This window comes from Deltaproteobacteria bacterium (genome assembly GCA_016183175.1).
Classification (GTDB): Bacteria; UBA10199; UBA10199; order UBA10199; family SBBF01; genus JACPFC01.
In genome coordinates this window covers 1-13,713 of record JACPFC010000118.1, presented here as the reverse complement: position 1 = coordinate 13,713, position 13,713 = coordinate 1, and the positions used below count along the sequence as shown (strand labels likewise).

Sequence of the window (13,713 nt, the reverse complement as noted above, 5' to 3'; positions counted from 1 at the left end):
GTGTTGCATCGTTTTTTCGATGTCCTTGACGGTAATAAGCCCTTTGAGATGGTTCTGTTTGTCGACCACCAAAAGTTTTTCGATCCGGTGTTTTTGCAAAAGCTCTTTCGCTTCATCGAGAGTCACCTTTTCGGGAACGGTCACCAGGTTTTTGCTGGTCATTACATCGGAGACCTTTTGGCCTAAGTTTTTTTGGAACCGCAGATCGCGGTTGGTGAGAATCCCGACCAATCTTCCCTTGAGGGTGACCGGCAGTCCCGAAATGCCGTTTTTCCGCATCACCAGAACGGCTTCGCCGACGGTGATATCGGGCTCGATGGTCAGGGGATTGACCACCATGCCGCTTTCAGACTTCTTTACCTTGTGGACTTCCAGCACCTGCGCCTCAACAGACATGTTTTTGTGAATGATCCCGATGCCGCCGGCTTGAGCCATGGCAATGGCGGTTTTGGCCTCGGTAACGGTATCCATGGCGGCCGAAACAATGGGAATGGCCAACTCGATCTTTTTGGTCAGCTTCGTCCGGGTATCGGCCTCTTTTGGCAGAACCTTACTGCGCGCAGGGAGGAGAAGGACATCGTCAAAGGTAAGGGCTAAAGGGAACTCTTTTTTCATCAAGTTCCTTTGGCTTATTATACAAATAATTGTCGGGAATCAAGTGCCTTGTGAGGAGTTTTTTGAATGGCCCCCATGATGCCCCGAACGGATGGAAAGCACCTGCAAAAAGGCGGGCAGGAAAACCAGCGAACTTAACATGCAGGTCCCCATGCCGATCACCGCCAGAATGCCGATTGACCTCAAGCCGGGATGGTGGGCGAAGATCAGCCCCGCGTAGCCGAGCATGGTGGTGAGCGAGGCCATCATCGCGGCGGAACCCGAGGTAAAAAGGGCCTTCATCACCGAACTTCGTTTTAATTCCTCGTGGCGGTGGATCAAGTGGACGCTGTTGTCCTCCCCCATTCCGATCATCATGGGAATGGTGATCATGTTGTAGAAATTGAATTTCAGGCCAAAAACGACCATCAGGCCGAACATCCAGAAAATGCCCGAACAGAGGGCCATCAGAACCAACCCCGCCTTTTTCACGTTGCGAAAATCGAAATAAATGAGAATGGCAAGGACAAGGAGGGAGAGAAGAATCGTCTTCCGGCTGTCGCGGAACATGGTGGTGAGCACATCGGCAAACACAAGGGAATCCGAGGCCGCATGGAACATCTTTCCCCCTGCCGCAACCGTGTGCACGTCATCATAAAAGGCAATGGCATTCCGGCCGTCGTCCAGCTCGAGCGATGAAACCGGATAGACAAAGGCCAGCTTTTCATCGGCAAATTCCCCCCTTCCAAAAAAAACCTTTCGCACCTCCTCGGGGATTTCCGATTCCCCGATAAAAGTGGTCCGGCGGATCGAGGCCCGGAAATCGTCCACCATCTTGCGGTCATCTTTTTTCAGGACATTCAGGGCGTCGTCGGCAAGAAGCCGGTCGATTTCCTTCAACGCCGCCATCTTCTCCTCCTGATCGTGCGGAAAGAGGTCGTAATAGGAGCGAAAATAATCGATGGTCGGTAATGAAGCATCGGTGGCCTTTCGCCGGGCATACTCTTTTTTAAGCGCCTCCGCCTCCGCCTCGTTTTCGATCATCACCCCCGCCGGGCTGTTCACCCTTCCATAGACCTCCTTTAATTTCGCCTTTGCGTCCTGCGTTTCGGGGAGATGAATCTTCAACACGCCGTAGTTCCATTCGAACCGGATCAACGGAATCAGCGCCAGGGAAAGAAGCGCCAGCGCCGTACAGACAATCGTGACGGCGGCCGCCTTGGGAAAGACCGGCCATTGGACCAAAAGCGCCTGAATAAAATCGTGCCGGCCTCTTTTGATCCGGAGAATGCGCAGTTTCTCCCCCCACAAAAGCAAGGCGGGAAATAGCAGAAGGTAGGTCGCCAGCGCCGTCAGAAGGCCGATGCCGGCAATCCACCCGAATTCCGAAAAGCCCCTGAAGTCGTTGATGATGAGAATAAAAAAACTGGCGCAGGTGGTGACGACCCCCACCGATGAAGAACGCCCCGCCTTGACAAGGGAGTTCACCAGCGCATCCTCGCGGGAAAGACCGGCCTCCCGGTCCTCCAGATAGCGGGCCCCCATGTGAATGCCGATGTCGACCCCGAGGCCGAACAGGATGGAAAAGAGAAAAGAGGTCACCACGTTCAACTGTTTGATGAAAAGGGAAGAGAGGGCAAACCCCATCAGCATACTGCACACCAGCGGAATAAAAATGAGGACGACAACCGACACCCGCCGGAAATAAACCGCCAGAAGAAGCAAAATGCCGATGCCTGAAATGAGGCCGGCCACCTTGAGGTCGCGGATGAGGGAGTTGTATTCGTCGATGCGGGTCTTGACGGAACCGGCAAAGCCGATATGCAGATCGGGGCCGTAATTTTCCAGGGGAAACTGCTTCATCTTTTCGGCGATGAGGCCGTAAAATTTTTTGTAATAGGAAAGAGAGGTGTCCTTCGATTTGGGATAAATCCAGAGGGCGTAGATGGTCTCCTTCTCATTGGTGAAATACCGGCTTTTGATCCCCTGGATGTACTGTTTCCGGTACTTTTCGATAAGATCATCAAATTGAAACGGGTCCTTGCCCTTTTGAGGCGGGTCTTCCAACTCAAAATCGATATACAGCCCCCCCAGTTTTTCGTGCTGGATCTTGCGCCGGATACGGTCCCGGATCTCGTAGAGATCGGCAAGCTCAATAAACATCAGCTTGTGTTCATCAAAAAATTCAAAGCCTTTTTTGACATATTGAACCCGGTCAATCTCGGGGATTTTCTGAAGGAAGGCGGCCAGATCGGGAACCGCCCGGATGTTGTTTTGCGGATGGGGCGAGTCGAGGACAAGGATGAGATCCCCTCCCCCCTTTTCCTTGAATTTTTGCTTGATCTCGTTTCCTATTTTGACGGTGGGATAGTCCTCGGGAAGGAGTTTGGACAGTTCGGTGTTGATGCGCCCCAACAGGCCGATTGCCGGCTTGAACGAAACGGCGGTCAGCCCCAGAAAAAGGGGGAACATCACCCACGACCAGGGGATCAGACGGCGGATGAAACGTTCGAGTTTCATATTTGCAGATTTACTTTCTGTCCCGTTTTCAACTTCCACTTTTTTGCAACCGATCCGCGATTCATCGCTACTTCGATGAAACCACTGCTCCCGCGAACAAGGGTGGGCCTCCCCGCGGGCATTTCGTCGTAATTTCTGGCAATGGCTGTAATCCGCCGGCCCCCCACACTGAATTGAAAGCGCCTCCGGCCGACTTTGCCGTCAAACGAGGCCGATTCGATATTGGTGATCCCATTGCCGAAATGATCGATATAAATGACCGTCCCCTCAATCCGATCCTTCTCTATCCGGAATGTATCCTCTTCCAACCGTTCGAGACGATCGACAGCCGGACCGAGCAGGTTCGGTTCGACCCTTAGGCTTAAGTGGGCCGCCACCGGGCAAAAGATGTCGCGCGCATGAAAGGTGTCGCTTATTTCTTTGCGGAAGTAACTGCGATTTTCCAGTTGATGGATTGCCTCGATCTTCTCGCGCCGGGCCACAAGGGAAAAAATCCCGTTGTCCGGCCCGACAAAAAAATAGTTGGGGGTTTTAAGAACAATCCCCTTGCGGGCGCTACCGACTCCCGGATCGACAACGGCGACATGAATGGTCCCAGCCGGATAGAACGAATAGGCGCAGGCGAGCACATAAGCAGCCGCTCCAATATCGAATGACGGAATTTCGTGCGTGATATCGACAACGGCGGCTTTCGGGTTGATGGAAAAAATCGCCCCCTTGATGGCGCCCGCATAATGGTCGCGCGTCCCGAAGTCGGTTGTTAATGTAATAATTGACAATTGGCGGACAAATATAGGAGAAACGCGGCACCAATGCAACACCAACCGACCAAAGACACAAACACCATCGAACACATCTGGACCCGCATCGATTATTCGTGGCTTTTTGCCGGTGCTTTAAGCGGTGCCTCGGCCGGCCTTCTGGTTATTCTTGTGGCCGCGTTCGGCACCGCAAAAATCATGGGGGACTGGACCCAGCCGTTCAAGCTGGTGGGGGCCGCCGTTTTCGGCGCGGAGGCAACCGCCTACGGCCCTCTTGGAAAAGCGGGGCAACTCGGTCTTTTCATCCACATGACCCTTTCCATCATTTATGGAACCGTCTTTGCCCATCTGGTGCACGAAAAAAGCAGGCCGGCCTCTTTGATTGTTCTTGGTTTTGTCACCGGCTTCATCATCTGGGTTTTTTCCTGCAAACTCTTTCTCCCCAGCTTTGACATCACGCTGGCCACCCGGTTTCCCTCGACATTGAGCCTGTTGCTCCAGGTTCTTTTCGGCGTTTCGAACAGCATTTTTCTTGTTTTGTTCCGCCCGTATTTGCTTAAAGGAAAATAATCCGGACGGGGAGATCTGTGACAACCGGCAGTCAGCGGAAGCGAGGGTGAAACGACAAAGCAATTAATCATTGCCTGCAAAGCAATCCAAGCTTACGTTGCAAAGAGTTGGTCGACTTTAGCGGGCTGACGCCGGTGGAACAGATCTCCCCGTCCGGATGGGATGCAAATGATGACGTACCAAACCCTTATCGTTGAAAAGAAAGACGGGATTCTCCGCATCACCTTGAACCGCCCTGAGGCCCGCAACGCCGTCAATAACGAGATGATCGGCGATCTGACCGCGGTGTTCACAAAAGAGGCCCCCATCCCCGATGTCCGCGTAGTCGTATTGGGAGGCGCCGGCGAGGCGTTCTGCGCCGGCGGCGACATCAAATGGATGAAGGAAAGCGCCGGTTATACGCGGGATCAAAACTACAAAGACGCCGAAAAATTCTCTCTTATGTTGGAACGGATCAATCATTGTCCGCATCCGGTAATTGCCAAAGTTCATGGATCGGTCATGGGAGGGGGGCTGGGGATCGTCAGTGTCTGCGATTATGTGTTGGCCGCAGTCGAAACCATTTTCAGCTTCAGTGAAGTCCGCCTGGGCCTGATTCCGGCGACGATCGGCCCGTATGTTCTGGCCAAAATCGGCGAATCCCACGCGCGCGCCCTTTTTCTCTCGGCGGAAAGGTTTAACGCCGCCAAGGCGTTGGGGATCGGTCTGGTTCATCAGGTGGTGGGCGGAGAGAATCTCGATTCCGCCCTCAAAAAGGTTGTGGAGGGGCTCCTCCAATCCTCCCCTCACGCGCTGAAGACAGCCAAAAAATTTCTTCGGGATCTGAAAACAAAATCCCCGGCGGAAGGCCAAACTTTTGCGGCGCAAACGCTGGCCGACCTTCGCGCCACCCCCGAGGCGCAAGAAGGTCTCGCCGCTTTTTTGGAAAAGAGAAAACCAAATTGGGTAAAATAGGTAACCATTCAGTTTCGAGTGGATGTCTTGAGGTTTAAGTCGGCTGTTTGAGCACACCCTAAAAACATCGCCAATCGGAACATTCTTGAGCCCAACAGTCAAACCAAGTGGCGATTAAATAGACCGCGAGTTCCGACTTAAACCGAAAACAGACACCGAGACTGAATGGTTGCCAAAATAGGTTCGAATTTCTTGACTTGAGGCGGTTTCATCGGATAGCGTGACGGACTTCAAAAAAGGAGAGAGAAATGATTAAATTCGGCAAAGGAAATCTTCGAATCCCAAAATGGACACGACCGGTCTACGCCGTCGCCGGAGGCATGACCGACTTCCGGAAAAAGTACCCCGAAAAAAAGCTTGAAGAGCTGACCATGATGGCCTTCCGGATGATGCTCGAAGAAAACGACCTCAAGATGGATCCCCTCGAAATCAAGAGTCTCATCAATTTCGCCTGCTATGGCGAGTTCGCGGATCATTTCCAGGATCAACTCCTCTGCGAGGCGAAGGTGCACGATTATCTGGGCCTCGATCTCCTTTTTAATATCGGGGTCAAAACCGGCGGGGCCACCGGCGGCTCCACCATTCTTTCGGCCGCCTCCATGGTGGCAAGCGGCATGGCCGATTGCTGTCTGGCCCTCGGCTGGGAACGAATGGACGAGGTGATCACCTGGACCGGCAACTATTATATCTCCACCGCGGCCTGCAAGGATTTTGAAACCCGCCTTGCCCGCAACTACGCCAGTTACTACGCCCCCATGGCGCGGCGCTTTCAGGAAATGTACGGCGTGGACGAACGGGTCCGCGCCGAAATCGCCGTGAAAAACAGGGGCTACGCCTGCAATTCCCCTTTCTCCCAGCAACCGGGAAAACACACCATTGAAGAGGTCCTTGCAGGTGAAATTGTCTCGGACCCGCTCCGTTTTCTGGAATGTTGCGCCATGTCGGTCGGTTCGGCCGCGATGCTTTTGTGCACGGAAGAGCTGGCCTACAAGCTGACCGATAAGCCGGTCAAGCTTTATACGGCGGGGGGTTCCCATACCCTGCGAACCGGTGACCGGCGTCCGATGGAAATCCCCCTCCTCCCGCACGAAACGGCAGGCGACTACGAAAAACTTTACAAGGATATGGAAAAGCAAAAGGGGCGATGGCCCGGATTCGAAAGCTTTGGGGCGACCCGATTTGCCGCCTGGCTCTGCTACCGGATGGCCGGCATCAACAACCCGATTGAGGATTTGGACCTGATCGAAACCCACGATGCCTTTACCATCTCCGATCTCCAAACCTACGGCGACGTCGGCTTGACCCTCTATGGCGATGAGCAGGAATACGTCCGATCGGGCGATTGTTATCTCAAAAATCCAAAAACAGGGAAACAGGGAAAATGTCCGTCAAACCTTTCGGGGGGTTTGCTCGGTTCGATGCACGCCGTGGGGGCCACCGGCATCTTCTCGGCCACGGAAATCATGTGGCAGTTGCAGGGAAAATACGACAAGTTCCACGGCGACCCAAAGATGTGGCAAAGATTCGGCAAGAAAAAACCGGCCGACTGGGAAAGTCTGCAGATTCAAAACAACCCGAAAAAGGGGTGTTATGTCTCTCACGCCGGTGTGGGAAGTCATGTGACTGTCGGCGTCCTGGAAAAGGCTTGGTAAGGGTTCCCACCGTCCGCCACGCCTTCTGTGAGACGGAGCCGACCGAACAGGGAGGAGAGAGCGAGGTGGGAGCGGAGCTAATAAGAATAGCGAGGTAACTTAGCCATGAATGAAACCGTCAAATTAAATACAACAAAAACAAAAGTGACAAAAGAAGGGAATGTCTGGGTGATCGATCTCCCCCGATTTTCCGGCGACAGCGGCACGCATCACCACACGCTGGGGCTTTTAACCCCCTATTTTGCGGGGTTGACGGAGGGAAAACTGATGGCCACCCGATGCGTCAACGACAACTGTCCCATAAGCAGAGGGAAAGGGGAACTGTGGCTCCCCCCCCGCGCCGACTGTCCGGACTGCCATCAGCCGATGGTTTGGGAAGAGATCAAAAACCCGGCCGGCGAGATCTTTTCCTACACCTTTGTTGAGCGGGGCGGGATGGGGCTTGAAATTGAGTGCCCCTATTATCAGATTGACGTCCTTCTGCCGGGGGTTTGCACGATCGTTAAAAGTTACCTCTCCACCCGCAACCGCAAAATCAGGATCGGCGACAAGGTGAAGGCCAAGTTCCGCACCGGGCTTGATGCCACCAACACCTGCCTCGATCTCTACTGGGAGCTTGGCGGGTGAGGTTGAAATATGATACATTTGATCAGTAAGTTGTGTGGAGGTAAATATGATAAAGCCCCAGGAGCTTTTTGACGAGGCAGTTTCGTTGCCGGTCGAAATAAGGACGCAACTTGTCGACAATCTTCTCCGAAGCCTTCATCCCGTTCGGAAAGAGATAGACGAATTGTGGGCGGCAGAGGCAGAAAAGAGGGTTGAAGAAATAAAAAGCGGCAAAGTCAAAACGGTACCGGGTGATAAAGTATTTAATAAAATATTCGGCAGGTAAAGCCTTTGAATTATTCTTTCCATCCCGATGCCGAAAAGGAGTTTAATGAGGCTATCGCTTATTATAATGAGTGTCAGAAGGACCTCGGATTGGAATTCACAAAAGAAGTCTACTTGGCAATTCAAAACATTCTTTCGTTTCCTCGTGCCTGGGCCCCGCTTTCTGCAAATACCAGAAGATGTTTGACAAATCGTTTCCCCTACGGGGTAATATACCAAGTTACAGATGAAGAGGTATTCATAATCGCCGTGATGCATCTCAATAAAGAACCCGACTATTGGAAAAAGAGGAAAAAGAAGGCATAACACTGTAACGTAGACAGGCGCGTGTGATTGACGAGATTTTTTAACAAGGAGACAATGATGGGACCGCTCAACCCGGTGACACCCCTTCCTTCCGGCGATGAGGGGGGTGCTGTTTATGAACCTTTTGACCCCAATGATCCTTATCCTGTGACTCTCTCCAAAATTCGCGCAACCACGGTTGAAGCGGCACGGAATTTCATGACCAAGCTCGAGAATGGTCATGAGAGAAATTACAAATGGGGGGGATCGGAATTGCACGGTACAGATTGCGGCGGATTGGTCTATCGGGTATTATTCAGCCACAGCTCTGGCAAAAGCCCTGACAAGAGGGAGAACGCATCCGGTTATTTTAGCGATGCCCAGAAAACGCAGAGCCTCATTGACGACCCGCTTCATCATCCTCCCCAACCAGGAGATGTCTTTTTTTATAAAGATCACTCTAGGCCTACGCCGACCGTTAGCCATATGGGATTTATCGAACAGTGCCGGGAAAATAGCGGCGAACTCTCTTGTTCTATTCTCAGCGCCGCTGGGAAGGAGGGATGTCCGGACATAACGGACAGCCGTTGTCGTGTGGTTCGGGATAAGATTAGACAGGATTCAAATGGAAATTGGTCTATCGATTATAACGCCGATGGCAAGGAGGATAAAAAGCAGGGACCCAATGCCTATTTTTTTGCTGATTCACTCAAAATGCGTGGGATTCCCTCACCCGAAGAGGTCAATCCGCTGGGAGGGGTTGACCTCGATGTCCCTTTTCCTTTGGATAGTAGCATGCTGGGGATGGGGGAGCTGAAGGGTTTTAAACTTTCGGCTGATGGAACCACCATTACCCTCTATGCCTCCAAATCCGAGGCGGATCTTCAGCCCCAAGAAGGAGTCTTTCAAGCTCGAGGAGTCAATCTTGCCGATGTCCAGGAGATTCTCAACAGTCTTTACAGAACAGGCGGTCAGGCCCCTTCTTTTACACTTCTCCCCGATGCCGCCAGTGCGGCCGCCATCAATGGCACCTTAGCTGTCGCAAAACAAGCATTGCAGGGATTTGACTCCCCTGAGGTCGGTCAGCTTTTGTATGGAGAAAGTGTTTGGCATTTTTTGGGTGTCCAAAATCCGGCGAGTTTCACCATGCAGGCTATTTTTTCAGATCCGGCTTTGAGAAATACCCATGTGGGGGATGTGCTCATGGCTTCGGATCTCCTTTTAAAAACTCTTGCCATGGGAGACCAAGGCCATCAGACACCGACCCCCTATTTTAAAAGAGCCGATGCGCTCATTCGGGGGGGAGAAAACCCGGGTACTTTGGAAGCTTCCCGATTTTGGTTTCAGGCCGATCCGGCCTCTTTTGTCATTAGAAAAATAACGGCACCAGACGGTTCTGCTGTCTACGATTTTGCCGATATGCAACTTCATGTCTCATGCAGACCCGTCCAGTTTGGCGGATCGGAATCAAACATCACAGATACAGCCGAAGCCTGCGAGCCGGGGAGTCTTTCTTCCTGGTATGCCGATAGTCTCAATGATGAAACAACAATGGAAGAAATAATAAACCATCACCCGATTCTCGAAGAGCTCAAGGAACTCTACAAAGCGGTTGTCGTGGCAAAAATCCTTTATCAAAATGGGTTCGAACTTTCCGGTTCCTTTCTTGATTCTTCCGAAGGGAGTCCATGGGAAACATCAGAGACCGCCGAATTTTTACCGGTCTTTTATGTAGGGCAGCCTGTAGCAGGGGGGTCCCCAGTCTTGCTTGCGACTGGAGGGGGAGGAGTTAATGTGGATGTTCAATTGTCAGAAGTGGTGCGGCAGGGAGGGGTTCTTCCGGATCACCCTTTTTATCTGCAGGATATTAAGGCACCCATTGGTGATGTCTCCGAAAATGTTCGCGCGCTTCGGATCAAGCTGAAAAATAAACCGTCAGGGGGAGCATCAAATCCGACATGGGGGCTCAGCCTGGATGAGATTGAGAAGCGATTTGGGCGGCTTATGCCAAACCCTCTCAGCGCTATTTTAAATGTTGATGAGCAAGAGCAAATTCGGAGGGCGAGGGCACAGCTTTCTTTTTCAAAATTGCTCTATCCCGACGATCCTATTAGACAGCAAGAACCTCTTCGTAAGCTTGCGACGCATTTCTTTTTTAAGATACTCCTTGCTAAAAATCCTGCCGATCGGGAAAAACCTCTACGGGGGCTTATAGATATTGGTCCTGAGGTTGTTGTACCCATGCTGATCGAAAAACTTCGTGGTGAAAATCCTTTAACTCCTGATATCGCCCCTTTTGAGCGGGAATTTGCTGCTGCTATTCTTGGATATTTCGGCCCTTCTGCCGCAGAGGCGCTACCGGCGCTGAAGCAAGCATTAAGTGACAGTGACCCCCTGGTGAGGGAGAAAGCAACTGAGGCGCTGAAACAAATAGACCCCGCCAACTACAAATAGGTAAACGGGCGTCAATTGCGTCTACCGAATCGGTAAGGGGGTCTTCCCCGTTCGCTCGCGCTTCATTACTCCGACGCCCGCTCACCGACTTAAAATCGATGCGCGCAGGGCTGGTTGGCGAAATAGTGCCGGTAGAGATGATGATTGCGGAATTTGCCGGCTGACTCGTCGATGTTTTGATCCTGCATCCAGGCCCCCAGGTCGCCGACAAGACACTTGACTGCCCCTCCCCCCTTTGAAAAAAATTCCGAGACATCGATGGGAACCGTCTCGACCCCTCTTTTTTCGATTTCATCGCGGAGTTCCGGGGTGGCGCCATGGGGCATGAAGAGAATGCACCGTCCTTCATGAATAATCTGAAAGGAATTGGCGGCGAATTCCGAAGCATCCTCTTCCGAGATCCAGATAACGTTTTTTTCTCCACCCAAAATCCGCCGCGCTTTTTCTTTCAGGCCATTTCGGTAGATCAGCAGATACTCTCTCTTTGGCCCAAAAGAGCAAAGAACCGTATCGCCGTGATAGAAGGCCTCCTGCGCCAGTTCCAGAGAAAGCGTCCGATCAAAAGGAATCCATCGGGACAATTCGGAGAGGGCCTTCTCGTCGGAACGAAAGCCATACACCCTTTTCCACGGAGGGATTCCAACGCGAGGGATAAAGCGTTGGCGCGTTAATTTTCCATAAGTAAAAATAAAACGATTTTCCCACGGGATCAGATCGGCCTCCCCTTCAAACTGGGTCGTGATCTCCCGCACCTTGAGACCGAGTCGGGAGACAAATAACCGGTAAATTTCTTTTTCCTCGGACCGGGCCTCTCCGAGGTTGGACAGGATAAATTCACGACTGCTTAAGGGACGCGGCTGGTCTGCATTGGGCACAAACCCGGCATTGGCGGGAAAGACAAGGCCGGGGAAATCGGGATGAGCCGGAATGACGTAAATCTGCACCCCGTAGCGCATCAGTGTCTCCGCCATGGCGTGCCACTGGAGAAAGGCCCTGCGGGGATCGACCTTTTTTTTCACGCCGAGCCAATTACGCGTGTGCGGGTTGGCCCCCTTTTTGATGGAAAAAAGGGCGGGGTCACCCATGAGAACCAAACGGGACGACATAAACCTCCTCCGCATTCAACAGATCAAACGCCTCTTGCGGCAGATACAAATTCTTTCCGCGCACCTTCGCCCGTGTCACCAGCGCCCGGATTTTTCCTTTGCCTTCCGCAAGGACCATCATTTTCGGACCCGACACAGACGACGCCACACTACGGCAAACCAGGCGCCGGGCGGACCGATAAACCTGTATTGACTTAAGCGGCGCCCGGTAGTGAGGTCCGCCGTCGAAGGGATCAATTGTTCCTGCGTAGCGAAAGCCGATCCGCCGGAGGAGAACTTCAGCCCCCTTCGAGCCGGGGCCTGTCTTTTCAATGTCTTCCTGAACTTCTTTGGGGAGAAGATCAAAGTACAAATCGTTGCGCGGGAAGAGGTTCAGGATAAACTCCTTGTTCTGAAAGCTCAAAATGTCCGCCTTCTTGTAGGAAAGCCCGGTCATTTTAGATCCGTAATGGTTCCAGAGCGATGACTCGCCGCCCGCTCGAAAGGGCGGCAAAAGCTCGGCAATCACCCTCTTTTTGAACCAGGAGGGATGCGCCTTCATCAAAAGAAACCGCGCCCAGGATAATTGTTTGCCCAGTTTTTGCGGATGCCGGCGATACCGCCGGTCGAGCACCAGCCCCCCAATTTCGGTGAATCCGAGCGGATCAGCCCCAAAACGGTAGACCTTTCTTTTGAACTTGATCCCCAGTGTCCGTGATGAGACTTTTTCGTGCGCCGTTTCAAAATAGACATGCGGCCTTGCGGGGGTCCCGTGCCGGGCAAAAATTTTTGAAACACCGACAACTTTTTTTCGCAAGGTGTCTTCAAGGACAAACACATACTGCGCCTTTTCCTGCTTCAACCTTCCCGCAAAACTTTTTTCCGAACGCTCGATCATTTTTTTAAGAATCCGGGCATGGGGAGGCAGATTCACCGTGTCCAGCTGGCGGCTCAAGGCCAGAATATCCTTTAAATCCCTTTTTTCGACGCTTCGGATGAGAAACATTTTTTTCCGTGCCCGAGTGCCTGAGTGCCCGAGTGTTCGCGTTCCCCGTGTTTACGCAGGCACCCGGGCACGCGGGCACCCAGGCACTTTGATCAATAAAAACAAAGTCGTTTAATCAATTCACGATAAAATTCCACAGCTTCCTCCAACTCGGCAACCTTCACCCGTTCATTCGGTTGATGCGCGTTTCCATACGAGACCCCTGGGCCGATCGTGAGCACCTGATCGGCAATTTTGGCCAAATACCCCGCCTCGGTGCAACCGGGGCGCGTGAGGGGTTTCCCCCTTTTGCCGATTGTCTGCAAAGACGCCTGTATCGCGTCGACTAAACGGCTTCGAGCCGGTTGGAAAAAGGCCGGGTTGTTGCGCTCCATTTCCAGATGCCGTTTCCATCCCGATTTTCGGACCGCCTGATTAAGGATCCCCTTTAAGTATTTTAACCGCAAATCGGGGTTTTTACCCGCGGGAAATCGATGGTCGATTTTCACCATCAACCGGCCGTTTTTGAAGCGGATCAAGCCGAGGGATTCGTATCACCAGTCCTACCTCGCCCTACTGCGGCATTTCACCGCGGTGAGCTTTTGGAACATAGATAGTCTTATCGTGGCGGCCCACGCCGTCTACGGCTGGATGCCGACGATACTCGAGATCAACCCCAAGGGCGACGGTGACGTGTCTCGTGCCGCCGAATCCTTGAATCGCGCTCAACGGGAGTTTTTCGCGGATCAGGACCTCGAAAACCTCGTCAGGGTTGTCAACAACTCACTCGTCGGCGCTTCGAAGCTCCTCCACTTCACGGCACCAGACAAGTTTGCGATCTGGGACTCGAACGTCTACCGCTCTTTTTCCGGGCAGTCGCCTCATCAGTACAGACTGAGGAACACCTCGGAGTTCAAGAGGTATCACGATTGGCTCAACAGCGTCCGCGGGGACCCACGATC

14 protein-coding genes are annotated in these 13,713 nt (G+C 52.6%); 8 read left to right on the top strand and 6 right to left on the bottom strand.

The genetic code is table 11. The annotated features are described in order from the left end of the window. From HYU99_11305 to HYU99_11295, 3 genes are all read right to left on the bottom strand, one after another. Positions 1-615: IMP dehydrogenase (locus tag HYU99_11305; protein ID MBI2340931.1), on the bottom strand; the 615-nt coding region annotated here is incomplete at its 3' end. A 39-nt stretch (positions 616-654) separates the two neighbouring features. Then, complete coding sequence (locus HYU99_11300; GenBank protein MBI2340930.1) at positions 655-3,114, bottom strand: MMPL family transporter; 2,460 nt, start codon at positions 3,112-3,114, stop codon at positions 655-657. Then, positions 3,111-3,893: an SAM-dependent chlorinase/fluorinase gene (locus tag HYU99_11295; protein MBI2340929.1), complete on the bottom strand. Its 783-nt coding sequence runs from the start codon at positions 3,891-3,893 to the stop codon at positions 3,111-3,113. Before HYU99_11295 ends, HYU99_11300 begins: the two co-directional genes overlap by 4 nt. A gap of 33 nt (positions 3,894-3,926) precedes the next feature. On the opposite strand from HYU99_11295, the gene HYU99_11290 reads away from it, so the two are divergent. The 7 genes from HYU99_11290 (at position 3,927) to HYU99_11260 (ending at position 10,681) form a co-directional block, all read left to right on the top strand. Further along, positions 3,927-4,445: a hypothetical protein gene (locus HYU99_11290; GenBank protein ID MBI2340928.1), complete on the top strand. Its 519-nt coding sequence runs from the start codon at positions 3,927-3,929 to the stop codon at positions 4,443-4,445. A 168-nt stretch (positions 4,446-4,613) separates the two neighbouring features. After that, a complete protein-coding gene (locus HYU99_11285) occupies positions 4,614-5,399 on the top strand; it encodes an enoyl-CoA hydratase/isomerase family protein (GenBank protein ID MBI2340927.1) in 786 nt (261 codons plus the stop codon). A 248-nt stretch (positions 5,400-5,647) separates the two neighbouring features. Then, positions 5,648-7,051, top strand: a complete 1,404-nt coding sequence (locus HYU99_11280; GenBank protein ID MBI2340926.1) for a hypothetical protein — start codon at positions 5,648-5,650, stop codon at positions 7,049-7,051. Between the two features lie 105 nt (positions 7,052-7,156). Then, complete coding sequence (locus HYU99_11275; GenBank protein MBI2340925.1) at positions 7,157-7,678, top strand: hypothetical protein; 522 nt, start codon at positions 7,157-7,159, stop codon at positions 7,676-7,678. Positions 7,679-7,727: 49 nt separating this feature from the next. After that, on the top strand, positions 7,728-7,943 hold the full coding sequence (locus HYU99_11270) for an addiction module protein (GenBank protein ID MBI2340924.1): 216 nt from the start codon (positions 7,728-7,730) through the stop codon (positions 7,941-7,943). Between the two features lie 5 nt (positions 7,944-7,948). Beyond that, a complete protein-coding gene (locus HYU99_11265) occupies positions 7,949-8,248 on the top strand; it encodes a type II toxin-antitoxin system RelE/ParE family toxin (GenBank protein ID MBI2340923.1) in 300 nt (99 codons plus the stop codon). A gap of 54 nt (positions 8,249-8,302) precedes the next feature. Next, positions 8,303-10,681 (top strand): C40 family peptidase, encoded by a 2,379-nt coding sequence (locus HYU99_11260; GenBank protein ID MBI2340922.1) that lies wholly within the window; start codon positions 8,303-8,305, stop codon positions 10,679-10,681. An 89-nt stretch (positions 10,682-10,770) separates the two neighbouring features. Here HYU99_11260 and HYU99_11255 read toward each other — a convergent pair whose 3' ends face one another. The 3 genes from HYU99_11255 to HYU99_11245 form a co-directional block, all read right to left on the bottom strand. Then, positions 10,771-11,787: a hypothetical protein gene (locus tag HYU99_11255; protein MBI2340921.1), complete on the bottom strand. Its 1,017-nt coding sequence runs from the start codon at positions 11,785-11,787 to the stop codon at positions 10,771-10,773. Further along, complete coding sequence (locus HYU99_11250) at positions 11,759-12,772, bottom strand: arginine N-succinyltransferase (protein MBI2340920.1); 1,014 nt, start codon at positions 12,770-12,772, stop codon at positions 11,759-11,761. The genes HYU99_11255 and HYU99_11250 overlap by 29 nt, the downstream gene beginning before the upstream one ends. A gap of 92 nt (positions 12,773-12,864) precedes the next feature. Next, positions 12,865-13,290: a M20/M25/M40 family metallo-hydrolase gene (locus HYU99_11245; protein ID MBI2340919.1), complete on the bottom strand. Its 426-nt coding sequence runs from the start codon at positions 13,288-13,290 to the stop codon at positions 12,865-12,867. On the opposite strand from HYU99_11245, the gene HYU99_11240 reads away from it, so the two are divergent. After that, positions 13,277-13,713: hypothetical protein (locus HYU99_11240; GenBank protein MBI2340918.1), on the top strand; the 437-nt coding region annotated here is incomplete at its 3' end. The two genes, HYU99_11245 and HYU99_11240, sit on opposite strands and share 14 nt — an antisense overlap.

Coding starts and splice junctions, on each gene's coding strand:
- HYU99_11275 (MBI2340925.1), top strand. CDS start 7,157: ATGAATGAAACCGTCAAATTAAATACAACAAAAACAAAAGTGACAAAA.
- HYU99_11250 (MBI2340920.1), bottom strand. CDS start 12,772: ATGTTTCTCATCCGAAGCGTCGAAAAAAGGGATTTAAAGGATATTCTG.
- HYU99_11300 (MBI2340930.1), bottom strand. CDS start 3,114: ATGAAACTCGAACGTTTCATCCGCCGTCTGATCCCCTGGTCGTGGGTG.
- HYU99_11285 (MBI2340927.1), top strand. CDS start 4,614: ATGATGACGTACCAAACCCTTATCGTTGAAAAGAAAGACGGGATTCTC.
- HYU99_11280 (MBI2340926.1), top strand. CDS start 5,648: ATGATTAAATTCGGCAAAGGAAATCTTCGAATCCCAAAATGGACACGA.
- HYU99_11290 (MBI2340928.1), top strand. CDS start 3,927: ATGCAACACCAACCGACCAAAGACACAAACACCATCGAACACATCTGG.
- HYU99_11260 (MBI2340922.1), top strand. CDS start 8,303: ATGATGGGACCGCTCAACCCGGTGACACCCCTTCCTTCCGGCGATGAG.
- HYU99_11255 (MBI2340921.1), bottom strand. CDS start 11,787: ATGTCGTCCCGTTTGGTTCTCATGGGTGACCCCGCCCTTTTTTCCATC.